Genomic DNA, 26,025 nt, shown 5'->3' on the forward strand with positions numbered 1-26,025 from the left:
GTCGCCGTACCATGGCCCCGTGACTTCGACGGTGGCTCCGGGGCGTACCTACCAGGTGCGCACCTACGGCTGTCAGATGAACGTCCACGATTCCGAACGGCTGGCCGGGCTGCTCGAGGCCGCCGGCTACCGGCGCGCGGCCGACGGAGCCGACGCCGACGTGGTGGTGTTCAACACCTGCGCCGTGCGCGAGAACGCCGACAACAAGCTGTATGGCAACCTGAGCCATTTGGCGCCGCGCAAACGTGGCAATCCCGATATGCAGATCGCGGTCGGCGGCTGCCTAGCCCAAAAGGACCGGGACGCCGTGCTGCGCAAGGCCCCATGGGTCGATGTCGTCTTCGGCACGCACAACATCGGATCCTTGCCCACGCTGCTCGACCGCGCCCGGCACAACAAGGTTGCCCAGGTGGAGATCGCCGAGGCGCTGCAGCAGTTTCCGTCATCGCTGCCCAGCGCCCGCGAATCCGCCTACGCCGCTTGGGTTTCCATCTCCGTCGGGTGCAACAATAGCTGCACCTTCTGCATCGTCCCCTCGCTGCGCGGCAAGGAGGTCGACCGCAGTCCGGACGACATCCTTGCCGAGGTGAGGTCGCTGGTGGACGACGGCGTGCTCGAAGTCACGCTGCTCGGCCAGAACGTCAACGCCTATGGGGTTTCCTTCGCCGACCCCGAGCTGCCGCGGAATCGTGGCGCCTTCGCCGAGCTGCTGCGCGCCTGCGGAGAAATCGACGGGCTGGAACGCGTCCGGTTCACCTCCCCGCATCCGGCCGAATTCACCGACGACGTCATCGAGGCGATGGCGCAGACGCCCAACGTATGCCCGGCGCTACACATGCCGCTGCAGTCCGGATCCGACCGCGTGCTGCGCGCGATGCGGCGCTCGTACCGGGCCGAGCGTTATCTCGGCATCATCGACCGGGTTCGGGCGGCGATGCCGCACGCGGCCATCACCACCGACCTGATCGTCGGATTTCCCGGCGAGACCGAAGAGGATTTCGCGGCCACACTCGATGTGGTGCGGCAGGCACGGTTCGCGGCTGCGTTCACGTTCCAGTACTCCAAGCGGCCCGGCACGCCGGCCGCCGAACTCGACGGCCAGATCCCGAAACACGTTGTGCAGGAACGCTACGAGCGCCTCGTCGAGCTGCAGGAGCAGATCTCGCTGGAGGGCAACCGCGCGCTGATCGGGCAGACCGTCGAGTTGCTCGTGGCCACCGGCGAAGGACGCAAGGACACGCTGACGTCGCGCATGACCGGACGCGCCCGCGACGGCCGCCTGGTGCACTTTTCCGCCGACACCGCGGTGCGGCCCGGCGACATCGTCACCACGGCGATCACCGGGGCCGCACCCCACCACCTCGTCGCGGACGCCGGGGTGCTGACGCACCGCCGCACGCGGGCCGGCGACTCCGCGGGACAACGCCCGCGCGGCGTCGGTCTCGGCATGCCCGGTGTGGGTCCGTCCGCCGCACCCGTCGAACCTCTTGGATGCGCCTTGTGATGAAAAAAGAGCAGAGAAAAGAAGAGAAGAAGGAACACACCGACATCGACGCCCTGCGTGCCGAAATCGAGGCCGCCGAACGCCGCGTCGCGCGTGAGATCGAGCCCGGCCCAAGGGCATTCGTCGTCGCCATCCTGGTGTTCGTGCTGCTGGGTTCGTTCATCCTGCCGCACACCGGCGCCGTGCGGGGCTGGGATGTGCTGTTTTCCAGCCACGGTGCGGGTGCGGCCGCGCTCGGCCTGCCGTTGCGGGTGTTCGCCTGGCTGGCGCTGGTGTTCGGCGTCGGATTCTCGACGCTGGCATTGCTGACCCGGCGCTGGGCGCTGGCGTGGATCGCGCTGGCGGGCACGGGGATCGCCAGTGCCGCCGGTCTGCTGGCGGTGTGGTCACGCCAGACCGTGGCCGCCGGCCATCCCGGCCCGGGTGTGGGCCTGATCGTGGCTTGGATCACGGTGATTCTGTTGACGTTTCACTGGGCCCGGGTGGTGTGGGCGCGCACCATCGTGCAACTCGCGGCCGAGGAGCAACGGCGCCGGATCGTGGCGCAGCAGCAGTCGAAGACGCTGCTGGACAGCCTCGACAAAAACGCCCCCGAAACCGACGCCTCCGACAAACGTGACGGTCCCTAGGTCCGCCGCGTCAGTGCCTCGGCAGCCGCGTCGGCCCACTGCCGCCACTGCGCGGCGTTGACTTTGGCCTCCTCGGCTTCTTTGGTGCGGCCCGCCGCCTCGGCCTTGCGCGCCTGCTGTTCGTATTGCTCGGCACGGGTCGCGAACTGCTCGGCGCGGGCCTGCGCCTGGGGATCGGACCAATCCGATTCACCGGCGTCGCGCACCTTTTTCTCGACCGCCCGCAGCCGCCGCTCCAACTCGGCGGACCGCTCTCGGGGGACTCGGCCGATCGCGTCCCATTTCTCCGCGATCGATCGCAGCGCCGCCCGGGCGGCGTCGTGATTGCTCGTGTCGATCTTCTCCGCCTCGGCCAGCAGCGCCTCCTTGGCGGCGGCATTGGCCCGTAACTCCGAATCCTTTTCCGCCGCAGCGGCATTGCGCGCGGTGAAAAACGTGTCCTGGGCGGCTTTGAAACGGCGCCACAGGGCGTCGTCGACGTCCCTGCTGGCCCGGCCCGCCGCCTTCCATTCGGAGAGCAGCTTGCGGAATTCCGCGCTCGTCGCGGTCCAGTCCGTCGAATCGGAGAGCTCTTCGGCCCGTTCGCAGAGCCGCTCCTTGGATTCCCGAACCCCCGATCGCTCGCGGTCCAGCTCGGCGAAGTGAGCACCCCGGCGCCGGTTGAAGGCTTCGCGGGCCGCGGAGTAGCGCTTCCACAGCGCGTCGTCGACCTTTCGGTCCAGGCCGCTGATCGTCTTCCACTCGTCCAGGATCGCTCGCAGCCGATCGCCGGCGATCTTCCAGTGGGTCGAGTTGGCGGCCAGGTCCTCCGCCTCGGCTGCCAGCGCCTCCTTGCGGGCGGTCTGAGCGGCGCGATGCTCCTCGCGGCGCGACTTATCGGCGGCCGCCGCCGCCCCGGCGTGCTCGAGCAGCGTCGTCAGCCGGCTCGCTAGCGCGTCGATGTCACCCAGCACGCACGCGGTCGGCAGCGTCTCGGCCAGTTCGGATGCGTGGGCCTTGATCTTGCGGGCATCGCCGGTGCCCGACGCCAGCCGCTCCTCCATCAGCGTGATCTCGGTGGCGAGGTCATCGAACCGCCGGCCGAAGTGGGCGAACGCGGCCTCGCGGTCGCCGGCCTGCCAGGAGCCGACGATACGTTCGCCCGCCGCGCTGATCAGCCAGACGGTGCCGTCGTCATCGACGCGGCCGAACTGGTGTGGATCGCTCGATGGAGGCACGGCGACCGGGTGGATCGCGGGCCGCGAAGTCGGGCGCGGACCGGGCCGAGGTCCCGGACGCGGCGACGGCTTGGGTGAATCGTTGCCGCGGGGCTCGTCAGCCGTCATCGCTCGTCACCTGCCCTTTGCCACCACCGCGCGGTTGGTGTTCCGCGCGCCTGCCGCGCGTAGCGGCACCCATACTCCCTAAGCGCTTCCCACAGTATTCAAGCAGCTTGGTGGACCATGCGCGGCCACCTTGGCCGCCCTCTATGGTGATGGCTGGCGATAAATATTGATGCGGTCGCCGCGCCGCGTTGTGTCCGAGATGGCGTCCCCGTCGAACTACAGTCGAACTACAGTAGTCGAGAACCCGTATGAAACTGCACGTGTACGGAAAGCTTTGGGGGGAGCGCTGGTGAGGGGGTTCCCATGTCCAAAGTGGACATCGCTGCACTGATTGCCTTGTGTGCGGCGCTGGCCTCCGCGATCGGCGACGTCATCCGGCAGCGATCCGCACACGAAATCACCGACAAACACGTCGGGCACCTCGAGTTGTTCCGTATGTCGTTGCGCGACAAACGGTGGTGGTTGGGCGGCCTGGCGGCGATCGTCAACTACAGCCTGCAGGCCGGGGCCCTGGCGTGGGGGTCGGTGGTCTTGGTGACCTCGCTACAGGTGACCGCGCTGCTGTTTGCCCTGCCGATCTATGCGCGGCTGACCGGGCACCGGGTCACCCGCTGGGAGTGGATCTGGGCGATCGTGCTGGCCGGTTCTTTGGCGGTGGTCATCATCGTGGGCGACCCGACAGTCGGCCAGCAGCGGGGGGCGCTGTCCCAGTGGATCATCGTGGCCCTGGTAATGGGTCCCGTCCTCGTGTTGTGTTTGCTCGGGGCGCGCATCTGGTCCGGTCGCCCGACCGCGGCCGTGCTGCTGGCCCTGGTGGCGGGTTCGTCGTTGGCGTTGTTCGCAGTGCTGACCAAGGGCCTTGTCGAACTGCTCGAAGAAGGCTTGGGCGCCGCCGTGACTTCGCCCGAGTTCTTTCCGTGGCTGGTGCTGATGTTGGCCGGGATGATTTTCCAGCAGTCGGCCTTCCGTGCCGGGGCGTTGACCGCGTCGTTGCCGACGATGACCGTGGCCAAGCCGCTGGTGGGCGGCGCACTCGGGGTCTTTCTTCTCGGCGAGACGTTCGACGCCCACGGGCCCCAGGCGATCGTGCTGGTCTTGGCGGTGGCCATGGTGATCGTCGCGACGGTAGCGCTGGCCCGCGGGGAGGCCGCGTCGATCGCGGCGGAGACGGGGCGCGACCTCAAACGCACCGCGCCTGCGGCGCAGGACGAACCCCCGCGCAGCGACTCGGCCCCGTCGGAGGAAAGCCGCACGATCACCTGACGCAGTCCGCCGTCGTCGATCCGTCCGTTAGTTTGGTGGCGTGCTGAGCGCCATCGCGATCATTCCCTCGGCGCCGGTGCTCGTACCGCAGCTCGCTGGAACGGCCGCCGCCGAGATGGCAGACGTGTCCTCGGCGGTCCTTGCCGCGGCCGCCCTGCTGCCGCCGCGCTGGATCGTCGTCGGGACGGGCCGAGCGGACGACGTCCTCGGTCCCGACGGCGTCGGTACCTTCGCGGGTTTCGGCGCCGACGTGCGCGTCCGGCTGTCGCCCCAAACCGCGGCCGAGCCACCGGCCGAGATGCCTATCGAGATGCCCCTGTGCGCGTTGCTTGCCGCCTGCGTCCGCGAGCAGGTCCGGCCCGAGGCCAGCGCGCGGGTCCACGTCTACCGCGACCATGACGCCGACACCGCCCTGACGTATGGCCGACAACTACGCGCCGCGATCGACCGGACGCCCGACCCGGTGGGCGTGTTGGTCGTCGCCGACGGCGCCAACACCCTGACACCGAGCGCGCCCGGCGGCTACCACCCCGGCAACGCCGACGCCCAGCTGGCCCTCGACGACGCGCTGGCAAACGGCGACGCCGCCGCATTGACCCGGCTGCCGCCCGAGATCCAGGGCCGGGTCGCCTTCCAGGTGCTGGCCGGGCTGGTCGAACCGGGACCGCGATCGGCCAAGGAGCTCTACCGGGGAGCGCCCTACGGTGTGGGCTACTTCGTCGGCGCCTGGCAGCCGTGAGCCAAGCCGTGCGACCGCTCGCGATCATCGGCCCCACCGGTACCGGCAAGTCGCAGCTGGCGCTCGACGTCGCCGAGCGCCTCGGCGGCGAGGTCGCCGTGGAGATCGTCAACGCCGACGCGATGCAGCTCTATCGCGGCATGGACATCGGAACCGCCAAGCTGCCCGTCGAGGCCCGCCGCGGCATCCCGCACCACCAGCTCGACGTGCTCGACGTCACCGAGACCGCGACCGTCGCCCGCTACCAGCGGGCCGCCGCCGCCGACCTCGACGCGATCGCCGCCCGGGGCGCGCTGCCGGTGGTGGTCGGCGGCTCGATGCTCTACATCCAATCGCTGCTCGACGACTGGTCGTTCCCCGCGACCGATCCCGCGGTACGCGCGCGCTGGGAGCGACGACTCGCCGAGGAGGGGGTGGGGCCCCTGCACGCCGAGCTGGCCCGGCGCGACCCGGCGGCGGCCGCCGCGATCCTGCCCACCGACGGCCGGCGCACCGTACGGGCGCTCGAAGTGGTGGAGCTCACCGGGCGGCCTTTCGCCGCGTCCGCGCCGCGCATCGGCACTCCGCGCTGGGGCACCGTCATCGTCGGATTAGACTGCGAGACAACGCTTCTCGACGAGAGATTGGCGCGCCGAACCGACACGATGTTCGAGCAAGGCCTGGTCGACGAGGTACGCGCGCTGCTGACACAGGGCCTGCGCGACGGCGTCACCGCCTCGCGTGCGCTGGGCTACGCCCAGGTGCTCGCCGCGCTGGACGCCGGCTCCAAAACTGGAGAAACACCCGACCTACTGCGCGAGGCGCGCGAGCAGACCTACGTCGGCACCCGCCGGTACGTGCGGCGGCAGCGCTCCTGGTTTCGCCGGGACCACCGGGTGCACTGGCTCGAGTCTGAAAAAGGGGAAGCCGACCGTCGGCGTCTCGTCGAAGAAGCGGTGCGGGCGTGGCGGCACGTATCCTGAGCTGGTGATCCGCGCCGACGACGATGATGCCGGCTCGGATATTTCAAGCCGGGATAGAGGAGCGGCGCACTTGATCTTCGCCAAGGGGCACGGCACGCAGAACGATTTCGTGCTGCTGCCCGACGTCGGCGCCGAACTGGCGCTCACCCCGGCGTCGGTGGCCGCGTTGTGCGACCGGCGCCGCGGATTGGGCGCTGACGGCGTGCTGCGGATCACCACCGCCGACGCGGCGGTGGCCGCCGGGGTGCTCGAGCGATTACCCGACGGCGTCGGGTCCAGCGACTGGTACATGGACTACCGCAACGCCGACGGATCGATCGCCCAGATGTGCGGCAACGGTGTGCGAGTCTTCGCGCACTACCTGCGGGTCAGCGGTCTGGAGTCGCGCGACGAGTTCGTCGTCGGGTCGCTGGCCGGCCCGCGGCCCGTGACCCTGCACCGCGCCGACGCGACCGACGCCGACGTCACCGTCGACATGGGCAAGGCCAACCGGCTGGGCAGCGGCGGGGACGCATTTGCCGCCGTCGTCGGAGGCAGGCGATTCAGCGGGTTGGCGGTCGACGTGGGCAACCCGCACTTGGCGTGCGTGGATCGGCGGCTGAGTCCCGACGAGCTCGCGGCCCTGGACGTGGCGGCGCCGGTGCAGTTCGACCGCGCGCAATTCCCCGCCGGCGTCAACGTCGAAGTCCTCACCCCGGCCGTCGACGGGGTGACACACATGCGGGTCCACGAGCGCGGGGTGGGCGAAACCCGATCCTGCGGCACGGGAACGGTCGCCGCCGCGGTCGCCGCGCTGGCCGATGCCGGCGCCGACACCGGGACGCTGACCGTGCGGGTGCCGGGCGGCGACATCACGGTCACCATCACCGACGCCACCAGCTACCTGCGCGGGCCGTCGGTGCTGGTGGCGCGCGGCGAGATCAGCGAGGAATGGTGGCGCGCACAGCAGCGTTAAATCGGGTGCGCGCAACCGATTTAGCGTGCACTATTGCTAATTGCCTATGACTCATCCCGAAACTCCCTTCCACGATCAGCCGGATCCAGAACCCAGCGCGGGCGAGCTCGCCCTCGAAGACCGATCGGCGCTGCGCCGCGTCGCCGGGCTGTCGACCGAACTCGCCGACATCTCCGAGGTCGAGTACCGCCAGCTACGCCTCGAGCGTGTGGTGCTGGTCGGCGTGTGGACGCAGGGGAGCGCGGCCGACAACCAGGCGAGCCTGGCCGAGCTGGCCGCCCTGGCAGAGACCGCCGGCTCGCTGGTGCTCGAAGGCCTCATCCAGCGCCGCGACAAACCCGATCCGTCCACCTACATCGGCTCGGGCAAGGCGCAGGAATTGCGCGAGGTCGTCCTGGCAACCGGCGCCGACACCGTCATCTGCGACGGTGAACTGTCGCCGGCGCAGCTGACCGCCTTGGAGAAGGCGGTCAAGGTCAAGGTCATCGACCGCACCGCGCTGATCCTCGACATCTTCGCCCAGCACGCCACCAGCCGGGAAGGCAAGGCGCAGGTGTCGCTGGCCCAGATGGAGTACATGCTGCCGCGGTTGCGCGGCTGGGGTGAGTCGATGTCTCGGCAGGCCGGTGGTCGCGCCGGCGGCAGCGGCGGCGGCGTGGGCCTGCGCGGTCCCGGTGAGACCAAGATCGAGACCGACCGGCGCCGCATCCGCGAGCGGATGTCCAAGCTGCGCCGTGAGATCAAGGACATGAAGCAGGCTCGCGACACCCAGCGCAGCCGTCGGCTCGGCAGCGACATCCCGTCGATCGCCATCGTCGGATACACCAACGCGGGCAAGTCCAGCCTGCTCAACGCGCTGACCGGGGCCGGAGTGCTGGTCGAGGACGCGTTGTTCGCCACGCTGGAGCCCACCACCCGGCGCGCGGAGTTCGACCCCGGAACCAAATGGGCTCGGCCGTTCGTGCTGACCGACACGGTCGGGTTCGTGAGGCACCTGCCCACCCAGCTGGTCGAGGCGTTTCGCTCCACGCTGGAGGAGGTGGTGGACGCCGACCTGCTGGTGCACGTGGTCGACGGCTCCGACGTCAACCCGTTCGCCCAGATCGATGCGGTGCGGCAGGTGATTTCGGAAGTCTTTACCGACTACACGGGCGACCGCGGGGTTAATAGCGGCGACGCGCCGCATGAGCTCCTGGTGGTGAACAAGGTGGACGCCGCCAGCGATCTGATGCTGGCCAAGCTTCGCCACGGGCTGCCCGGGGCGCTGTTCGTGTCCGCACGCACCGGCGACGGCATCGACGCCCTGCGCCGCCGGATCGCCGAACTCGCGGCGCCCAGCGACACCGCCGTCGACGTCGTGATCCCCTACGACCGCGGCGACCTGGTGGCCCGGGTACACGCCGACGGCCGGGTACAGCAGGCCGAGCACAACTCGCAGGGCACTCGCCTGGTGGCCCGTGTGCCGGTCGCGCTGGCCGCGAGCCTGCGCGAGTTCTCCGCGAAGTAAGCCCCGGCTGGGTCGGGCCGCCCAGCCGCCGACCAACCGTCTGGTTGGTATATCTTGGGCGGCAGAGTCCCCGTCGCCGGAGGTCAGTTATGAGCGGTGCCATCAAGTACCAGCGCACTCTTTTCGAGCCCGAGCACGATTTGTTCCGCGAGTCCTACCGCGCCTTCCTCGATCGCCACGTCGCGCCGTATCACGACGAATGGGAGAAGGCCAAGATCGTCGACCGGGAAGTGTGGCTCGAGGCGGGCAAACAGGGCTTTCTCGGTATGGCCGTGCCGGAGGAGTACGGCGGCGGCGGAAACCCCGACTTCCGGTACAACACGATCGTCACCGAGGAGACCACCGCCGGGCGCTACAGCGGCATCGGATTCGGCCTGCAAAACGACGTGGTGGCGCCGTACCTATTGCGCCTGGCTACCGAAGAGCAGAAGCAGCGCTGGCTGCCCAAGTTCTGCAGCGGGGAGTTGATCACGGCGATCGCGATGACCGAGCCGGGGACCGGCAGCGACCTACAGGGCATCAAGACCCGTGCTGTCAAGCACGGCGATCACTACGTGCTCAACGGCTCAAAGACGTTCATCACCAACGGGATCAACTCGGATCTGGTGATCGTGGTGGCGCAGACGGATCCCGACATGGGGGCGCAGGGCTTTTCGCTGCTCGTGGTCGAGCGCGGCATGAAGGGCTTCGAACGCGGCCGCCACCTGGACAAGATCGGGTTGGACGCGCAGGACACCGCCGAGTTGTCATTCACCGACGTACATGTTCCGGCCGAAAACCTCCTCGGCGAGGAGGGCAAGGGGTTCATCTACCTCATGCAGAATCTGCCGCAGGAACGGATCTCGATCGCGATCATGGCGGCCGCCGCGATGGAAGCCGTGCTGAACAACACGGTGCAATACACCAAGGAGCGCAAGGCTTTTGGCAAACCGATCGGCAGTTTCCAGAACAGTCGTTTCGTGCTGGCCGAGCTGGCGACCGAGGCCACGGTGGTGCGCGTCATGGTCGACGAGTTCATCCGGCTGCACCTCGAGGAGAAGCTGACGGCCGAACAGGCCGCGATGGCCAAGTGGTACTCCACCGAGAAGCAGGTGCACTTGATCGACCGTTGCCTGCAGCTGCACGGCGGATACGGCTACATGCGCGAATACCCGGTCGCGCGTGCCTATCTCGATGCCCGGGTTCAGACGATCTACGGAGGCACGACCGAGATCATGAAGGAGATCATCGGCCGCGGCCTCGGTGTCTAGCCCCGGAGGCGGCCCGTCGGCGCATTGTGCGGAACGCAATCGCGTTGGCGGCCAACGAAATGTGACCGCGCGGCAAATTGATCTATTTCGCATATCGCCGTTTTGGCCGGGTAGATTCCGGACCAATTGACGGCCTCGCGTACCGTCGGCACATGCGTTTGGATGCTGGCCGGTCGCGACATGGGACCCGTCATGCATCATTTCGACATCGGAGTGGTATCCGTTTTCCCAAAATTCGTGATTTGGCTTCGCATTTTCTGCTCGCTGGAGCAAAGTTATGCGAGCCCGGCGATAATGCGTACCGCCGCGGGTTAGTCACTCGCGGTGGGGGTACCACCCGCTCGCAGGGTCTGCAGGATGCGGGCATGGCCACAAACCGGGGCCTATCCGTCGGCTGGGAGGCTTGGTGAACGGGCAGGGAGGTCGATTGCGCAGGCTATTCGGGCGCGCGCTGATCAGCATGGCGGCCGCCGTGGTGGCTGCGGCATTCCTGGCACCCGGAGCCTCGGCATCCCCGATCGGCGACGCCGAGGCGGCCATGATGGCCGCGTGGGAGAAGGCCGGCGGCGACGGTTCACCGCTGGGCGCCCGGAAGGGCGACGTCTACCCGGTCGGTGATGGATTCGTCCTGGACTTCGACGGCGGCAAGATGTTCTACACCACCGACACCGGTGCCAAGTTTGTGTACGGGCCGATCCTGGACAAATACGAGACGCTCGGCGGTCCGGTCAACAGCGATCTGGGATTCCCGACCATCAACGAAGTTCCCGGCCTCGCGGGACCCGACAGCCGGGTGGCGACCTTCTCCGCCAGCGACAAGCCCGTGATTTTTTGGACGGCCGAGCACGGCGCGTTCGTGGTGCGCGGCGCGATGAACGCCGCGTGGGACAAACTCGGCAGTTCCGGCGGCGTCCTCGGCGCACCGGCCGGCGATGAAACCTACGACGGCGAGGTCACTTCGCAGAAGTTCACCGGCGGCCAAATCTCGTGGAACCGCAAAACCAAGGACTTCACCACCACTCCGCCGGCATTGGCCGACCAACTCAAGGGGCTGCAGGTGGCGATCGATCCCACCGCGGCCATCAACATGGCCTGGCGTGCCGCGGGCGGCACCTCCGGCCCGCTGGGCGCCAAGCAGGGCGGGCAATATCCCATCGGCGGTGACGGAATCGCCCAGAATTTTGCCGGCGGCAAGGTGTTTTTCAGCCCGGCCACCGGCGCAAGCGCTCTCGAGAGCGACATTCTGGCCAAGTACGAGTCGGCGGGCGGGCCCGTCGGCAGCGACCTGGGGTTCCCGATCGCCAACGAGTCCGACGGCGGCATCCCCTCCAGCCGGAGCTGCACGTTCGCCGCGGCGGACAAGCCGGTGATCTTCTGGACACGCGAGCACGGCGCGTTCGTCGTCCGCGGTGCGATGAAGGCCGCGTGGGACAAGCTTCGCGGTGCCGCCGGCAAGCTGGGTGCGCCGGTCGGCGATCAAACTGTGGACGGCGACTTGATCTCCCAGAAGTTCGCCGGCGGCAAGATCTCGTGGAACCGCGCGAAGAACACGTTCTCCACCGACCCGTCCAATCTGGCGCCGTTGCTGTCCGGCCTGCAGGTGTCGGGGCAGAACCAGCCGAGCGGCGCGGCGATGCCGCCCCACGCCAACAAGTTCGCCTGGCATTCGTGGTATCTGCTGGTCGTCATTCCGCTCGCGATAGTGCTTGCGCTGCTGGCGTTTCTGCCGTTCGGGTTGCGCCGGCGTCGCGCCCGCCGGGAGGCCGCGGCGGCTGCCGCCGCCTACGAGCACGACCGCGACGTCGACCTCGGCGGCTACGACGCCGTCGCCGACGGGCATTGGGGCCACGACTACGCCCACGATTACGCGCCAGCGGACGCCCACGAGCACGCCGATGCCGCCACCGATCACTTCCTGTTCGGCGAGCCACAGCCGACCGAAGAGGCGGGCGCCGAGGCCGACTCGCGGGTCAGCTGGTCGCGTGGCGACGAGGCCGCCGCGGAATACGGCGGCGAATGGCCGTCGGCGCCCGAGGAGGACGCGGACCGGTCGGGGATCGAGTCGGGGATCGAGTCGGGGATCGAAGAGGAAGACCCCGACGCGGTGGACACCGATTCCATTCCCGTCGTGTCGGAGGACGTTCTCGCCGAACCCGGCTATCCCGTAGCCACCCCCGAGGCCGGCTATCCCGTAGCCGCACCTGAGGCCGGCTACCCCGAGGCCGCTTATCCGGAGGACGCCTATCCGGAAGAGGGCTATCCCAAAGACGACGAAGCGGCCTACCTCGACGTTGACGAAGCCGCCTATCCCGAGGCCGACGAAGCCGAATATCCGGACGTGGCCGTTCCGCATACCCCAGCGGATGCCGCCCATCCTGACGACGCCTACCCCGCCGCGGCGCCGGAGTCGGTCGAGGATGTCGTGTATCCCGACGTCGCGGTCGCGCACACCGCCCCTGATGTCGCGGCACCGGACGTCGTCCCCGGCGCCGCGCCGAGGCCCGGGCGGCATGCGGCCGCCGACGCCGAAGAGGTCTCGGGCCCGGCCGGACGCCCGACCATCCACCTGCCGTTGGACGACCCGTATCAGATGCCCGACGGATACCCCATCAAGGCCAGCGCTCGCTTCGGCTTGTACTACACCCCGGAGAGCGAGCTCTACCAGGACACGCTCGCCGAAATCTGGTTGTCCAGCGAAGAAGTCGCCCAGGCCAACGGTTTCACGAAGGCCGACTGACGCCGGCCGCTAAATCTTGCGGATCACCGTGACGACCTTGCCGAGCACGGTCGCGTCGTTGCCGGGGATGGGATCGAATGCGGGGTTGTGCGGCATCAGCCACACCTGACCGCCCGCGCGCTTGAACGTCTTGACCGTGGCCTCACCGTCAAGCATGGCGGCGACGATGTCGCCGTTGTCGGCGACGTTCTGCTGTCGCACCACGACCCAGTCTCCGTCACAGATCGCGGCTTCGACCATGGAGTCGCCGACCACCTTGAGCAGGAACAGGGCGCCCTCGCCGACCAACTCGCGGGGGAGCGGGAAGACGTCCTCGACCGCCTCTTCGGCCAGGATCGGGCCGCCGGCGGCGATGCGCCCGAGCACGGGGACGAAGGTGGGTTCGGGCAGCGCGTCCGAGCCGGCGACTTCGGTGACGGGCACCGCCGCCGCCGGGACGTCGTCGACACCGCGGACGTCGACGGCCCGGGGCCGGTTCGGGTCGCGACGCAGGTACCCCTTGCGCTCCAGGGTGCGCAGCTGGTGAGCCACCGACGACGTCGACGTCAGACCGACGGCATCACCGATTTCCCGGATGCTCGGCGGATAACCGCGGCTGGTCACCGACTCGCGAATGACCTTGAGGATGGTGCGCTGCCGCTCGGTAAGCGATGGATCCACGGAATGCAACCGGCCGGCCGCGCCGGCGGCGGAAGTGTCGTTGCTGTCGCTCATGGCACTGAATGTAGCCGCACGGCGGTCAAGAATCAAACATGTGTTCGACTGGCGTGTCGCGACTGTCGACGATAGGGGTCCGACGACCCTACGGCCGGTGGATCAAGGCCCTAAAACGGGTGAATCACACGCGTGTAACTTTCGGGCAGACCGGGTACTTCTCCTGCATGTGAGGGGTGGTGGCCGACGATCGGCGACGAACTTGTCGGTGCCGGGGTCTAACGTTTCGCTCGTCCGACACGCTTCGCTCAAATGTTCGGGTTTCGAACACACGAGCGACTATAGTCGAACACACGAGCGAGGATTTAGTTGACCGGAGGAACGGACATGACAGTCATCCACACAGTCTCGCCGCGGACCAGCGGCACCCGGCGCCCGGCCAGTGGGCTGGTCGACTGTCCCCGCTACGACGGGGAACGCCTGGTGCGCTCCCGCCGTCCGCGCTCGTCACGGCCGGCCGGCGCGCCCATGCGCTATCACGGCACCGGCGTCGCGATGTCGGTCGCGCCGCATCGCAAGCGTCCTGTCACGCTGCTGACGACGGTCGCGCTTTCCCTGCTCGCCGGGGTGATCACCCTGTGGCTGGGGCTGGTCGCGAACCTCGGGCAGCTGGCCAACGGCGACTCCGGCCCTAAAGCCGCCGCGGTGCCCGACAGGCTGGCCGTCGTGCGGGTCGAAGCCGGAGAGTCCCTGCAGGACGTCGCGCACCGGGTGGCGCCGGACGCGCCGGCTCGCCAGGTGGCCGACCGCATCCGCGAACTCAACGACCTGACCTCGCCCACGCTGGACGCCGGCCAGACGCTGATCGCGCCGGTCGGCTGACGGCGTGGCGGTCTATTGCGAAAACCGCTCTACGCCAAGGCTGCTCGGCCCCCGCGGTGATGGGCGGATTCTTCTCGCGGCGGTGATGGCCCCGGTGGGCGGCGCGCGGGTACGCTCGGAGTGTTCTGCGAGGTATCCGCACGGCGAAGGAGCGGTCATGCACTGTCCCTTTTGCCGGCATCCCGATTCCCGGGTGATCGATTCGCGGGAAACCGATGAAGGCCAGGCGATTCGACGCCGACGGTCCTGTCCCGAGTGCGGGCGGCGGTTCACCACCGTGGAAACCGCGGTCCTGGCCGTGGTCAAACGCAGTGGCGTGACCGAGCCGTTCAGCCGCGAGAAGGTCATCAAAGGCGTTCGCCGCGCGTGCCAGGGCCGGCAGGTCGACGAGGATGCGCTGAACCTACTGGCCCAGCAGGTGGAAGACACCGTGCGCGCGGCGGGGTCGCCCGAGGTCCCGAGCCACGAGGTCGGCCTGGCGATCCTGGGCCCGTTGCGCGACCTCGACGAGGTGGCCTACCTGCGATTCGCGTCGGTGTATCGGTCGTTCTCGTCGGCGGAGGATTTCGAGCGCGAGATCGAAGCGCTGCGCGCGCACCGCCAAGTGCCGACGGATCCGGAACCAGCCACTCGCTAGGCTGGTTTCATGCCTGCCGACTTGCATCCCGACGTCGCGGCGCTGGCGCCCCTGCTCGGTACCTGGGCCGGTCGAGGCGCGGGAGAATACCCGACGATCCAGCCCTTCGAGTATCTCGAGGAAGTCGTGTTCTCCCATGTGGGCAAACCATTTCTGGCGTATGCGCAGAAGACGAAAGCGGTGGCCGACGGCAAACCCCTGCACGCCGAGACCGGATACCTTCGGGTGCCGCAACCGGGTCACGTCGAGCTGGTTCTGGCGCACCCGAGCGGCATCACCGAAATCGAGGTGGGCACGTATTCGGTGACCGGCGAACGCATCGAGGTGGAGTTGTCCACGACCGACGTCGGATTGGCCCCGACCGCCAAAGAGGTGTCTGCGCTTGGCCGTTCGTTGCGCATCGACGGAGACGAGCTGTCGTACTCGGTGCGGATGGGCGCAGTCGGCCAACCGATGCAGCATCACCTCGCCGCGGTGTTGCACCGCAAGGCCTGAGCGGTCCCGGCGGCAGCCGGAGCTCAGTTCAGCTGTGTCACACCGTCATTGACGACGCGCCCGGCCACCCGAACCCAGCCCTCGGGGCTCCAGGTTGTCTCGATCATCGAGCCCTTGCCCTGCGTGATGCGCAGGTCGCGGCTGAGGTGGTCGGTGATCCGTATCGCCGCGGACCCGGTCGCTTCGTCTTCCGCCACCCCCAGATTCGCGGCGAACATGCGGGCGCGCAGCGATCCGGCGGATCGATCGATCCACGCCCACAGGTAGTGGGCGGTGTCGTCCGGATAATCGGCGGGGTCGGCGGCGAGCAGGTCCTCGACCGCATCGAATTCGTGCACGAACAATTCGGGGGCCCACTCCGAGCGTGCACTGATGACCGTGAGCTCGTCCTGGTAGGCGACCTGCACGAGACCGGCCGGCACCCGCAGCGTGTTGATCGGCATGCCGTTGTCGCGCAGCCACCACGACAGGCCGACGGTCGGATGTCCCGCGAACGGAATTTCGGTTCGCGGCGTGTAGATCGTGGCGTGCGCGGTGGGGGAGCCGGCGGCGGGCAGATCGACGAATATCGTTTCGCTGTAGCCTAATTGGGCGGCCAGCCGCTGCCGGTCACCGGCGTCGACCTGACCCGCATCGACCACGCCGAGCGGATTGCCGAAGTTGCGGTCCGGATCGGTGAACACGCGCAGCACCGTGACGTCGATACCCATGGCCCGACTGTACGACCCTGGACAATGCCGCGATTATCAGGTGGCGCTGCGTTCGTCGGAGCCCATGGCGTTGAGGACCGCGACGCGGGTGTCGGCCGGGCCCGAGACGGTTTGCGCGCCGCTGCCCGTGCGGAGCAACTGGCGAAGCGCTGCCTGGTCGTATTCGGCGGGCTCGGTGGTGTCGATGAAGCGCTGGACGACGTCGATGAAGCGGGCCGGGTCGTCGTGGAAGGGGAAATGGCCGGAGCGCTGGAAGATCTCCAGCCGGGAGCCGGGCATCGCGGCGTGTGCCATGCGGGCGTGGCGGACGGGGACCACCACGTCGCGGCTGCCCCAGATGATCTGCACTGGGATGGCCTCGGTCAAATAACATCGGTCCAGCATGGTGACGATCTGCCCACGCCAATCCACGACGGCCCGCAGAGTGCGGCTGAACGCCGCCGACGCCATCGGTTCGGGTAGATCGTCCAGTATCCGCAGCACGTTGGGCAGGTCGCGGCCCAGGTCGGTCGACCCGATCGCCAGGCCCGCCAGGCGCCCCGCCAGCTGAACCGCCGGCAGCACCAGGGGCAGCCGCAACAGGGCCAGCGCCTCGCTGCCCATCGGCAACGAGGCGAGCCGGAAGACGACGTTGACGTCCTTGGTGACGCCGCCCGCGGCGACCAGGATCAGCCGGTCGACCAGATGCGGGAACTGGTAGGCGAATTGCATCGCCACCCCGCCGCCCAGCGAATGGCCCACGATGGTGACGCGCTCGATGTCGAGGACGGACAACAGGTCGCGCATCCCGTTGGCGTAGGCGGCGACCGAGTAATCGGCGCGCGGCTTGTCGGACTGCCCGTGGCCCAGCAGGTCCGGGGCGATCACGGTGAAACGCTGGGCGAGCTTGGCCTGCACCGTATTCCAGGTGGTGGAGTTGTCGCCGATGCCGTGGATCAGCAGCAGGGCCGGGCCCGAGCCGGCGATCCGGAAAGCCCGCTTGTAGCCATGGATGGTTCGGAACTGCAGGGTTGGCGCGGTCACTTCCCGCACCGGGCGAAGATTGCTCTTTCGCTTCCGCTCAGTCATCCGCCCACCTCGTTGTCGGGCCAGTTCTGAGCGTTAGCCCGAGTCGTCGTCCTCGGACTTCTTCTCGGCCTGCTGGGCCAGGAATCGCTCAAACTCTGCGCCAATCTCCTCGCCGCTAGGCAGGTCCTCGTCGCGAGTCAGTAACGACCTGTTTGCCTGAGCGTCGATGAAGGCATCGTACTGGCGCTCGAGCGCGGCCACCACTTGGGCGACCTCCGCGCTGGCCTGCACCTGCTCGTCGATTTTGGCGCGGATTTCCACGGCCGCTTCGGTCAGCTCCGACAGCGGCAGGTCCAGTGATCCGGACTTGGCCACCTGCTCGAGCAGCGCCTGGGCGGCCGCGGGGTAGTCGGTTTGCGTCAGGTAGTGCGGCACGTGCACGGTGAACCCGACGACCTCGTGGCCGTGCTGGGCCATCCGATACTCGAGCAGGTTGGACGCGCTGCCCGGGACCTGGATCTCGGAGATCCACGGCTGGAATTCGGCGATCAGTTCCTTGTCGTTGGAGTGCGCGGTCAGCGTGATCGGCCGTGTGTGCGGTACCGCCATCGGGACGGTGCCCAGGCCGATCGTGCGGCGCACGCCCAGCCGCTCGGCCAGCAGGCGCACCGCGGTGACGAAACGCTCCCACTTCAGATCCGGTTCCATGCCGGCCAGCAACAGGAATGGGGTGCCGACGCTGTCCCGCAACGCGTACAAGCTCAGCTCTGGATCGTCGTAATTGGTGAAGTGGTCGGTCTTGAAGGTCATCAGCGGACGCCGGGAGCGGTAGTCCAGCAGTTCATCGATCGCGAAAGACGCGACCAGCTCGGTGTCCAGGGCCCCCTTCAGGTGCCCAGCGGCCAGGCGTATCGCGTGACCGGCGTCGGAGAACCCTTCCAGAGCGTGGACCAGCACGGGGCCGCGGCCGTCGGACGTCGACAGCTGGGGTGCCGGGAACTCGAGCTCGTACATGCCGGGCTGCCCTGGCTGATAGAGCCCGTCGTCCCGGTTTTGATCGTGGGCCATCGGGGTTGCCTCCTTTCGGGGGTTTCTCCAGGGTGCCCTAAACCAGTGTCCCCCAAATCGATGGGCACCAATTGCTGCAACGCACGGGTGCTGGATCTTAATCTGTGCGGTACCGTGCGGCCCGCACCGAGCAGGCAAAACTCTCAACACACCGTGTCCGCGTTGATTGTGTCTGCGAGCGCGTGGTCAGGCATGATTGCACTCAAATGCGCGTGCCGAGGGTGTTGCTGTGTGCGGTGATCGGGGTGGCGGCGTTGCTGACGTCGTGCGACCGGCCCGCCGATCATGCGCGCCCCACCATCACCGTCCCCGTGGCCACCGGCCCGTTGGTGCAGCGGATGAGCCAGCCGCAGCAGAAGGCGGTCGCGGGCCCGGTTGACCCGGACAGGCGCGTGGGCGCGATCTTCATCGACAATGGGCCGCTGCACGTCTGCACGGGTTCCGTCGTGCATTCGGCGGGCGGGAACCTGATGATCACGGCGGCGCACTGTTTGGCCGGAGCCGCCAAGATCACCTTCGCGCCCGGCCTCGTCGGCGATGCCCAGCCCGCCGCGGTGTGGAAGGCCGACGCCGTCTATCTGGACCCGCGCTGGACGGCCGGCAAGGATCCGCACGCCGATTACGCGATCGCGCGGGTCAGCAACGACGCCGGCACCTCGGTCGAATCACATGTGGGCCTGGCGCTCACGCTGGGCACCGCGCCGCCGCCCGGCAGCCACGTCACGGTGATGGGGTATCCGGCCGGGGTGGGCGGCTCGCCGATCGGCTGTCAGACCAGCACGTCGGTCAACGACGCCGGGTTCCCCTCAGTGGTGTGCGAAGGGCTGGTGGACGGCACCAGCGGCGCGCCGTGGGTCAGCGGCACCACCCTCACCGGGCTGATCGGTGGCTTCGAGCGCGGCGGGTGCGCCGCGAACGTGTCGTACTCGGCCCCGTTCGACGCTCAAACCGCGCAGTTGCTGGCCCGCGCCGAAGCCGGCGGGCCCGGCGATCCCGTGCCGAACGACCTCGACGACAGCTGCTGACCTAGCGGCGGAACTGGGACAGCGCGCGCATCTTGTTCGTCACGTCGAGCGCGGCGACCTTGTAGGCCTCCGAGAACGTCGGGTAGTTGAACACCGCGTCGACCAGGTAGTCGACGGTGCCGCCGCATCCCATCACGGCCTGCCCGATGTGCACCATCTCGGTCGCACTGGTGCCGAAGATGTGGACCCCCAACAGTTTTCGGTCATCGGTCGACACCAGCAGCTTGAGCATGCCGTAGGAGTCCCCGGCGATCTGGCCGCGGGCCAGCTCCTTGTAGCGGGCGACGCCGACCTCGTAGGGCACCGCGTCCTTGGTCAGTTCCACCTCGGTGGCCCCGACGTAGGAGATCTCGGGAATCGAGTAAATGCCGATCGGCTGCAGGTCGGTGATGCCGTCGCAGGCTTCGCCGAACGCGTGGTAGGCGGCCAGCCGTCCCTGCTCCATCGAGGTCGCGGCCAGCGCGGGGAAGCCGATGACATCGCCGACGGCGTAGATGTGGTCGACCTTGGTCTTGAACTTGTCGTCGACCCAGATCCGCCCGCGGCCCTCCACCTCGAGGCCGGCGTTGTGCAGATCGAGGTGGTCGGTCTGGCCCTGTCGTCCCGCGGAGTACATGACCGTCTCGGCGGGAATCTGCTTGCCGCTGGCCAGCGTCGTGACGGTGCCGGCCGAGCCGACGTCGACGGCGGTCACCTCCTCGCCGAAGCGGAACGTCACCGCGAGGTCGCGCAGGTGGAACTTCAGCGCCTCGACCACCTCCGGGTCGCAGAAATCCAGCATGTCGTCCCGCTTTTCCACGACGGTGACCTTGGTGCCCAGCGCGGCGAACATCGAGGCGTACTCGATGCCGATCACGCCGGCGCCGACGACGACCATCGAGGCGGGCAGGGATTTGAGGTCGAGGATCCCGTCGGAGTCGAGCACCCGTTCCTCGTCGAACTCGACGCCAGACGGTCGCGCGGGGCGGGTGCCGGTGGCGATGACGATGAATTCCCCACTGACGGTAGTCATTTCCCTGCGGCCCGGGTCTTCGACGACGATCGTGTGCGGATCGATGAATCGGCCATGCCCGAGCAGCAAGTCGATTCGGTTGCGCATCAACTGGTTGCGCACCACGTCGACTTCCTTGCCGATCACGTGCTGGGTCCGCGCCAGCAGGTCGGCCGGCGTGATCCGGTCCTTCACGCGGTAGCTCGCGCCGTAGAGCTCGCGCTGATTCATCCCGGTGAGGTAAAGCACGGCCTCCCGCAACGTCTTTGACGGGATCGTGCCGGTGTTGACGCAGACACCGCCGAGCATGCGCCCGCGCTCGATGATCGCCACGGATTTCCCGAGTTTGGCCGACGCGATGGCGGCCTTCTGGCCGCCCGGTCCCGAACCGATGACGACGATGTCGTACTCCTGCATCGAACCCATGAGATAGACGATAAGGCCCACAGTCGCGACTTTCTCCACAGACGGCGGGCCCGGTCACCGGGCGCGAGCACGGCCTGACGGTGGCGGCCGTCAGCGTGGGCCCATGACGACGCATCGAGCAGATTTCAACCTCAACCATCCCGGCGCGCTAATCGCCGCGCTACCGGCCGTTCTCGGCTTCGTTCCGGAGAATTCACTGGTCCTGGTGTCGGTGGGCGACGGCGAACTGGGGTCGGTGCTGCGGGTCGACCTCGGTCCGGAACTCGTCGAACGGATGGGGCATCTCGCCGAGGTCGCCGCCGCGGCCGGGCCCGAGGCCGCGATCGCGGTGATCGTCGAGGCCGAGGGCGCCGACTGCCCGGGGTGCAACGAGGAGTACCGGCAGCTGAGCACCGCGCTCACGAAGGCGCTGGCACGACACGACATCGAGCTGTGGGCGGTGCACGTGGTGGATCGGGTGGCCGCGGGCGGGCGCTGGCACTGTGTGGACGGCTGCGGTTCGGGCGGCGCGGTCGACGACCCGTCGGCGTCGCCGTTGGCGGCCGCGGCGGTGCTCGACGGTCGGCGGCTCTATCGCCGCCGCGCCGACCTGCAGGCCGTCGTCGCGGCCGACGAGCGGGCGCAGCGCCCCGAATTGGCGGTCGCGGTGACCGAGCGGGCAGCCGCGCGCGAGGCCGTGCAGGGCGCGGACCCCGCGGTCCGCTGCCGTCGCGACGTGCGCAGCGCGATGGCCGCCGGCGCCCGGGTCGCCGGCGGTCAAACGCTCTCCGACGCCGAGGTGGCGGAATTGGGCTGCGCGCTGAGCGACCCGCAGGTGCGCGACATCATGTATGCCCTTGCGGTCGGCCAGAAGGCCGGGGACGCCGAGTCGTTGTGGGCCGCCCTGGCACGCGCCCTGCCGCTGCCGTGGCGCGTCGAGGCGCTGGTGTTGCTCGCGTTCAGCGCGTACGCGCGCGGCGACGGGCCGCTCGCCGGCGTGTCGTTGGATGCCGCGCTGCGCTGCGCACCGGAGCATCGGATGGCGGGCATGCTCGACACCGCGCTGCAGTCCGGTCTGCGGCCCGAGCAGATCCGCGAGCTGGCGGTAACCGGGTATCGCTTGGCCAAGCGGCTCGGCGTGCGGTTGCCGCCGCGGCGCGCATTCCGCCGGCGCGCGGGCTAGCCGCGTGAATAAGGGTGTGGCTCAGACCTTTTCGACCTTGACGGCGTGCGCCATCTCGTGCGGCAGGGTGACGTTTTCGTGGCCAGGTATCAGGATGGTCACCCCGCCGCCGGCGGGGCTGGTCTCGACGGTCACTCGCGCGTTGGGCACCACGCCGGCGTCCTTGAGCCGCGTGATCAAGTCGATGTCGCCCTGGACATGCTCGGTGAGCTGTCGGACGACCACCGCCACCGGCGAACCGGCCGGCAATTCGGTCAACCGGACCAGGTCCGCGTCCTCGGCCCTGGAATCCGGGCCCACACCCAGGTCCAAGAGGCCGGGAATGGGGTTGCCGAACGGGGAGGTGGTCGGGTGGTTGAGCACCTTGACCAGTCGGCGTTCGACGTCCTCGCTCATGACGTGCTCCCACCGGCACGCCTCGGCGTGCACCTCTTCCCACGGCAAACCGATGACGTCGACGAGCAGCCGCTCGGCGAGGCGGTGTTTGCGCATCACGGCAATGGCCAGCGCCCTGCCCTTGTCGGTGAGCTCCAGGTGGCGGTCGCCCGCCACGTGCAGTAGTCCGTCGCGCTCCATGCGGGAGACGGTCTGGCTGACGGTCGGCCCACTCTGGTCGAGCCGTTCGGCGATCCGGGCGCGCAGCGGCGTCACGCCCTCTTCCTCGAGGTCGTAGATAGTGCGCAGATACATCTCGGTGGTATCGACCAGCTCGTTCATTCAGCACCCTCCGTTGACGCTGAGTCTACTTGGCCAGCTGCGCGAATGGGTCTAACGCGTCCTAGGCAAGCAGTATGCCCGCCGCTGATGCGGCGGGCATACTGTCTGCTACCTGGTTCTGGGTTAGCGGTGCTAGCTCGCGTACGACCGTAGCCGATCGGCGCGCTCGCCGTTGCGCAGTTTGGCCATCACGTCCCGCTCGATCTGACGCACCCGCTCGCGGGACAGACCGAACAGTTTGCCGATCTGGTCCAGGGTCCGCGGTTGGCCATCGTCCAGGCCGAAGCGCAACCGGATCACCTGGTGCTCACGCTCGTCGAGCGTGGCCAGCACGCTGCGGATGTCGGTGTGCAACAGCTCGGCGATAACCGCGTTCTCGGCGGACATCGCCTCGGCGTCCTCGATGAAATCACCGAGCGGGGCTTCTTCTTCGGAGCCCACCGGCATGTCCAGGCTCACCGGGTCGCGGCTGTGCTCGAGCAGATCGTTGATCTTTTCGACCGGAATCCCGGATTCCGCGGCCAGCTCCTCGTCGGTGGCTTCCCGGCCCAGGTTCTGGTGCATCTCGCGTTTGATCCGCGCCAGCTTGTTGACCTGCTCGACCAGGTGAACCGGCAGCCGAATGGTGCGGCTCTGGTCGGCCATGCCGCGGGTGATGGCCTGGCGGATCCACCAGGTGGCGTACGTCGAGAACTTGAATCCCTTTGTGTAGTCGAACTTCTCCATCGCGCGGATCAGACCCAGGTTCCCCTCCTGAATGAGATCCAGCAGCGGCATGCCCCGGCCCGTGTAACGCTTGGCGAGCGAAACCACCAGGCGCAGATTCGCTTCCAGCAGGTGACGGCGCGCGGCCTCGCCGTCGCGTGCGACGGCCGCCAGTTCGCGTTTGCGGTTCTCGCCAAGGCGCTTACGCGTTTGCAGCAGATGCTCGGCGTAAAGCCCAGCCTCGATGCGCTTGGCCAGTTCAACCTCGCCGGCGGCGTTGAGCAACGCGGTCTTACCAATACCGTTCAGATAAACGCGCACTAGATCCGCTGCGGGGCTTTGAGCGTCTAGATCGCCGTCAATCCTGGTAGTGGTGGCGTTCGCCATAGCGACCTCCCGATTGGCTTGTACTGTCACGTCGTTTAACGACAGACCCGCCTTTGGAGTTCCCGCCGATTCGGCATCTCACACGACTTGACGTGCAGAAATGTGTCGCAGACCTGAGAATGTCCTGAGAAGCGGCGTTCCGGGGGACGGGTCGGCTTCGAAGCCGGACGGGAACCTATGCCGAACCTGTGTCGTCGCCCGGCCCCTGGTGCGGCAGCGGTTGCCGGCGAGCCTCGATCGCGGGCCGCTCGGCCGTCGGGAACAACGGGGTGCGGCGCCGCTCGTTGTCGAACCGCCGGGGCTCGTTGGCGCGCCGCGGCGGGCGGTCGTTGGCGATCAGCACGGCCATCCACGGCAGCGGCACCGACGCGGCGACGATCAGCAGTGAGATCAGGCCGTTGTGCCAGGCGCCGTATGCCAGCGCGGCGAAGATGAGCGCCGGAACCCGGAACGCCATCAGCGTCAGGTATTTACGTACTCGCGCGCGATGCTGCTCTTCGTACGACGGTTCGGCGGCGGTAATGAGCACCGGCCGGCCCTTGTGGCCGTCGAAGTCATCGAACCTGTCGTCGTCGAACCCCTGATCGGAGCCGCGCTTCATTCCTCCACTGTCCCACACGCGATCCATTCCGGCTTGGCCGGTTTTTCAGCCGGCAGTGCACAATGAGGGGTATGCAGACCCAGACGATCGAACGCACCGAGACCGACGAACGCGTCGACGACGGGACCGGCAGCGATACCCCCAAATACTTCCATTACGTCAAGAAGGACAAGATCGCCGAGAGCGCGGTCATGGGCAACCACGTGGTGGCCTTGTGCGGTGAAGTGTTTCCCGTCACGCGGGCGGCGAAGCCGGGCTCACCGGTGTGCCCGGACTGCAAGCAGATCTACGACCAGCTCAAGAAGGGCTGATCAGGCCGGCGGTTCCGCCGCGGCGGCGTCGTGCTGCGATGGTGAATCGTTGTTGGAATCCCTGACGGCCCGCGTGCGCGCCAGCAGCCAGTTGCGTAGCCGGTGGGCGTGCGTCGCCGGCGCCGGAAACTCCTCCTGAATGGCGGCGTTGAGTTCGGCCCCCAGCATGATGGCGAAGCCGCCGAAGAACGCGAACAGCAGGAACGCGATCGGCGTGGACAGCGCGCCGTACGTGTAGCCGGTGCTGGTGATCCACCTCAGGTAGAACCGCAGGCCCAGCGTGGCGGTCACGAAGAACGCCGTCGCCAGCACGGCGCCGAACATCAGCCGGTGAGTCGGCAGCGGAACCGGCAGCGATACCCGATACAGGAGCACGACGCCGACCACCAGGCCGAGAATCAGCGCGGGGTAGTACCCGTAGCGCAGCACGTTGGCCAAGGTGAACGGGATGTGCTCGCTCACCTTGCGCGGCCCTATCACCATGACCGGCGCGGCAATTACCGCGAACACCAGCATCACGACGTAGAGGAACAGCGCGAAGAATCGCTGCCGCACCGGGTGGCGCAGCGGAGTCTGGTCGTGCGCCTCCACCACCGCGTCGACATAGGACGAAATCGCCGACGATCCCGCCCACAGCGAGATCACGAAACCCAGCGACACCACCTCGCCCCGCGCGTTGGCGGTGACGTCGCGGATGGTGGGCACGATGATCTCGTTGACGACACTCGACGAGAAAAAGCTGTGGGTCGTGGAGATGATGCTTTTTTCAATGGACGGCAAGGTGTCCCGGCCGAAGAGCGGCGCCACATAGGCCAAGCTGCCCAGCATTCCCAACAGCAGCGGCGGCAGCGAGAGCGCTGACCAAAAGCCGGCCTGTGCCGACTCGGAAAAGATCGAGTCGTCCCAGCTCTTGGATAGGGTCCGGAGACTGATTCGCCAGATGTGGTGGCGGGACGGCCTTGCGATCTGATCGCTCATAGGAGTCCAGCATTACCGATCACCGCGCCCGCCCTCCACATTGCGGGTGGGTGAGTTGGGCGGGCGGGTGAGCTCGGCAGATCTAGTTGCCGCTGACCTCCAGCACGGCCGACAGCTCGGTGAGCTTCGCTTCGTGCTCGTTGGCGTGGTGCTGGCAGAAGAGAAGCTCAGCTCCGGAAGGCAGCTTGGCGCGTACCCGAGCCGCGGCACCGCAGCGGTCGCAGCGGTCTGCTCTAGTCAGCTCGGGACTGGTCAAAGTTGCGTTCATGGCTTCTCCCGTTCCTTCGTATATTCACTGTCTCAGACGTTCGCGGTTTTCGCGTTGTTCCCCGATCGTTATCGGGTGTGTCGTTTCTCACGGGCTTTGCGGCCTGCGTTTAGGCATTCGCTCTAAGGT

26 protein-coding genes and 1 pseudogene are annotated in these 26,025 nt (G+C 68.0%); 16 read left to right on the forward strand and 11 right to left on the reverse strand.

The features are described from left to right. The first annotated feature begins 19 nt into the window (after positions 1–19). Positions 20–1,504, forward strand: a complete 1,485-nt coding sequence (gene miaB / locus ACQI5H_RS05930) for a tRNA (N6-isopentenyl adenosine(37)-C2)-methylthiotransferase MiaB (RefSeq protein WP_427078473.1) — start codon at positions 20–22, stop codon at positions 1,502–1,504. Next, positions 1,504–2,133 (forward strand): hypothetical protein, encoded by a 630-nt coding sequence (locus tag ACQI5H_RS05935; RefSeq protein ID WP_427078474.1) that lies wholly within the window; start codon positions 1,504–1,506, stop codon positions 2,131–2,133. Before miaB ends, ACQI5H_RS05935 begins: the two co-directional genes overlap by 1 nt. Here the strand turns inward: ACQI5H_RS05935 and ACQI5H_RS05940 are convergent. Further along, positions 2,130–3,458 carry a DUF349 domain-containing protein gene (locus ACQI5H_RS05940; RefSeq protein WP_427078475.1) on the reverse strand — a complete coding sequence of 443 codons (1,329 nt, stop codon included), beginning with the start codon at positions 3,456–3,458 and terminating at the stop codon, positions 2,130–2,132. The two genes, ACQI5H_RS05935 and ACQI5H_RS05940, sit on opposite strands and share 4 nt — an antisense overlap. 303 nt (positions 3,459–3,761) lie before the next feature. Between ACQI5H_RS05940 and ACQI5H_RS05945 the strand changes: the two genes are divergently transcribed. The 7 genes from ACQI5H_RS05945 to ACQI5H_RS05975 all read left to right on the forward strand — a co-directional run bounded on the left by ACQI5H_RS05945 (position 3,762) and on the right by ACQI5H_RS05975 (position 12,871). Next, positions 3,762–4,721, forward strand: a complete 960-nt coding sequence (locus ACQI5H_RS05945; protein WP_427078476.1) for a DMT family transporter — start codon at positions 3,762–3,764, stop codon at positions 4,719–4,721. A 40-nt stretch (positions 4,722–4,761) separates the two neighbouring features. Next, the gene (locus ACQI5H_RS05950; protein WP_427078477.1) at positions 4,762–5,460 is read left to right on the forward strand and encodes a hypothetical protein; all 699 of its coding nucleotides are present in this window, start codon (positions 4,762–4,764) and stop codon (positions 5,458–5,460) included. 8 nt (positions 5,461–5,468) lie between these two features. Then, positions 5,469–6,422 (forward strand): tRNA (adenosine(37)-N6)-dimethylallyltransferase MiaA, encoded by a 954-nt coding sequence (gene miaA / locus ACQI5H_RS05955; RefSeq protein ID WP_427078606.1) that lies wholly within the window; start codon positions 5,469–5,471, stop codon positions 6,420–6,422. Between the two features lie 70 nt (positions 6,423–6,492). Then, positions 6,493–7,377 carry a diaminopimelate epimerase gene (dapF, locus tag ACQI5H_RS05960; protein ID WP_427078607.1) on the forward strand — a complete coding sequence of 295 codons (885 nt, stop codon included), beginning with the start codon at positions 6,493–6,495 and terminating at the stop codon, positions 7,375–7,377. A 46-nt stretch (positions 7,378–7,423) separates the two neighbouring features. Continuing rightward, positions 7,424–8,884 (forward strand): GTPase HflX, encoded by a 1,461-nt coding sequence (gene hflX, locus ACQI5H_RS05965; RefSeq protein ID WP_427078478.1) that lies wholly within the window; start codon positions 7,424–7,426, stop codon positions 8,882–8,884. Between the two features lie 89 nt (positions 8,885–8,973). After that, on the forward strand, positions 8,974–10,134 hold the full coding sequence (locus tag ACQI5H_RS05970) for an acyl-CoA dehydrogenase family protein (RefSeq protein WP_427078479.1): 1,161 nt from the start codon (positions 8,974–8,976) through the stop codon (positions 10,132–10,134). A 406-nt stretch (positions 10,135–10,540) separates the two neighbouring features. Continuing rightward, positions 10,541–12,871: a hypothetical protein gene (locus tag ACQI5H_RS05975; protein WP_427078480.1), complete on the forward strand. Its 2,331-nt coding sequence runs from the start codon at positions 10,541–10,543 to the stop codon at positions 12,869–12,871. A 9-nt stretch (positions 12,872–12,880) separates the two neighbouring features. Here ACQI5H_RS05975 and lexA read toward each other — a convergent pair whose 3' ends face one another. Further along, positions 12,881–13,585 (reverse strand): transcriptional repressor LexA, encoded by a 705-nt coding sequence (gene lexA / locus ACQI5H_RS05980; RefSeq protein ID WP_427078481.1) that lies wholly within the window; start codon positions 13,583–13,585, stop codon positions 12,881–12,883. Positions 13,586–13,912: 327 nt separating this feature from the next. On the opposite strand from lexA, the gene ACQI5H_RS05985 reads away from it, so the two are divergent. The 3 genes from ACQI5H_RS05985 (at position 13,913) to ACQI5H_RS05995 (ending at position 15,539) form a co-directional block, all read left to right on the forward strand. Next, entirely contained in the window at positions 13,913–14,407 is a 495-nt protein-coding gene (locus ACQI5H_RS05985) for a LysM peptidoglycan-binding domain-containing protein (RefSeq protein WP_427078482.1), read from the forward strand. 157 nt (positions 14,408–14,564) lie between these two features. Beyond that, positions 14,565–15,044 (forward strand): transcriptional regulator NrdR, encoded by a 480-nt coding sequence (gene nrdR, locus ACQI5H_RS05990; protein ID WP_427078483.1) that lies wholly within the window; start codon positions 14,565–14,567, stop codon positions 15,042–15,044. A gap of 9 nt (positions 15,045–15,053) precedes the next feature. Continuing rightward, positions 15,054–15,539, forward strand: coding sequence for a peroxynitrite isomerase (locus tag ACQI5H_RS05995; protein ID WP_427078484.1), 486 nt, complete (start codon positions 15,054–15,056; stop codon positions 15,537–15,539). Between the two features lie 23 nt (positions 15,540–15,562). Here ACQI5H_RS05995 and ACQI5H_RS06000 read toward each other — a convergent pair whose 3' ends face one another. Genes ACQI5H_RS06000 through ACQI5H_RS06010 form a run of 3 tightly spaced genes read right to left on the reverse strand, consistent with a single transcriptional unit; the run spans position 15,563 to position 18,325 of the window. Further along, a complete protein-coding gene (locus ACQI5H_RS06000; RefSeq protein WP_427078485.1) occupies positions 15,563–16,249 on the reverse strand; it encodes a PhzF family phenazine biosynthesis protein in 687 nt (228 codons plus the stop codon). A 36-nt stretch (positions 16,250–16,285) separates the two neighbouring features. Next, positions 16,286–17,317 (reverse strand): alpha/beta fold hydrolase, encoded by a 1,032-nt coding sequence (locus ACQI5H_RS06005; protein WP_427078486.1) that lies wholly within the window; start codon positions 17,315–17,317, stop codon positions 16,286–16,288. Between the two features lie 33 nt (positions 17,318–17,350). Beyond that, positions 17,351–18,325, reverse strand: a complete 975-nt coding sequence (locus ACQI5H_RS06010; protein WP_427078487.1) for a proteasome assembly chaperone family protein — start codon at positions 18,323–18,325, stop codon at positions 17,351–17,353. A gap of 206 nt (positions 18,326–18,531) precedes the next feature. Here ACQI5H_RS06010 and ACQI5H_RS06015 point away from each other — a divergent pair, with 206 nt between their 5' ends. Further along, positions 18,532–19,350, forward strand: a complete 819-nt coding sequence (locus ACQI5H_RS06015) for a trypsin-like serine peptidase (protein WP_427078488.1) — start codon at positions 18,532–18,534, stop codon at positions 19,348–19,350. 1 nt (position 19,351) lies between these two features. Here the strand turns inward: ACQI5H_RS06015 and sthA are convergent, their stop codons facing one another. Beyond that, positions 19,352–20,758 (reverse strand): Si-specific NAD(P)(+) transhydrogenase, encoded by a 1,407-nt coding sequence (sthA, locus tag ACQI5H_RS06020; protein ID WP_427078608.1) that lies wholly within the window; start codon positions 20,756–20,758, stop codon positions 19,352–19,354. Positions 20,759–20,870: 112 nt separating this feature from the next. On the opposite strand from sthA, the gene ACQI5H_RS06025 reads away from it, so the two are divergent. Beyond that, on the forward strand, positions 20,871–21,929 hold the full coding sequence (locus tag ACQI5H_RS06025) for a DUF4192 domain-containing protein (protein ID WP_427078489.1): 1,059 nt from the start codon (positions 20,871–20,873) through the stop codon (positions 21,927–21,929). Positions 21,930–21,950: 21 nt separating this feature from the next. On the opposite strand, the gene ideR is transcribed toward ACQI5H_RS06025, so the two are convergent. The 3 genes from ideR to ACQI5H_RS06040 form a co-directional block, all read right to left on the reverse strand. Further along, on the reverse strand, positions 21,951–22,646 hold the full coding sequence (ideR, locus tag ACQI5H_RS06030; RefSeq protein WP_427078490.1) for an iron-dependent transcriptional regulator IdeR: 696 nt from the start codon (positions 22,644–22,646) through the stop codon (positions 21,951–21,953). A 132-nt stretch (positions 22,647–22,778) separates the two neighbouring features. After that, on the reverse strand, positions 22,779–23,768 hold the full coding sequence (gene sigB, locus ACQI5H_RS06035) for a sigma-70 family RNA polymerase sigma factor SigB (protein ID WP_256386104.1): 990 nt from the start codon (positions 23,766–23,768) through the stop codon (positions 22,779–22,781). A gap of 145 nt (positions 23,769–23,913) precedes the next feature. Continuing rightward, positions 23,914–24,357, reverse strand: a complete 444-nt coding sequence (locus ACQI5H_RS06040; RefSeq protein ID WP_427078491.1) for a DUF3099 domain-containing protein — start codon at positions 24,355–24,357, stop codon at positions 23,914–23,916. 53 nt (positions 24,358–24,410) lie between these two features. Here ACQI5H_RS06040 and ACQI5H_RS06045 point away from each other — a divergent pair, with 53 nt between their 5' ends. Further along, positions 24,411–24,650 carry a DUF3039 domain-containing protein gene (locus ACQI5H_RS06045; protein ID WP_427078492.1) on the forward strand — a complete coding sequence of 80 codons (240 nt, stop codon included), beginning with the start codon at positions 24,411–24,413 and terminating at the stop codon, positions 24,648–24,650. Here ACQI5H_RS06045 and ACQI5H_RS06050 read toward each other — a convergent pair whose 3' ends face one another. Further along, positions 24,651–25,628, reverse strand: coding sequence for a YihY/virulence factor BrkB family protein (locus tag ACQI5H_RS06050; protein ID WP_427078493.1), 978 nt, complete (start codon positions 25,626–25,628; stop codon positions 24,651–24,653). It abuts the gene before it with no gap. Positions 25,629–25,710: 82 nt separating this feature from the next. Then, positions 25,711–25,812 carry a DUF7455 domain-containing protein gene (locus ACQI5H_RS06055; RefSeq protein ID WP_427078609.1) on the reverse strand — a complete coding sequence of 34 codons (102 nt, stop codon included), beginning with the start codon at positions 25,810–25,812 and terminating at the stop codon, positions 25,711–25,713. On the opposite strand from ACQI5H_RS06055, the pseudogene ACQI5H_RS06060 reads away from it, so the two are divergent. Further along, positions 25,774–26,009: pseudogene (locus ACQI5H_RS06060) on the forward strand (hypothetical protein). The gene ACQI5H_RS06055 and the pseudogene ACQI5H_RS06060 overlap by 39 nt on opposite strands. Positions 26,010–26,025 lie beyond the last annotated feature (16 nt).

Source organism: Mycobacterium heidelbergense, from assembly GCF_050205645.1.
GTDB classification, from domain to species: Bacteria; Actinomycetota; Actinomycetes; order Mycobacteriales; family Mycobacteriaceae; genus Mycobacterium; species Mycobacterium heidelbergense_A.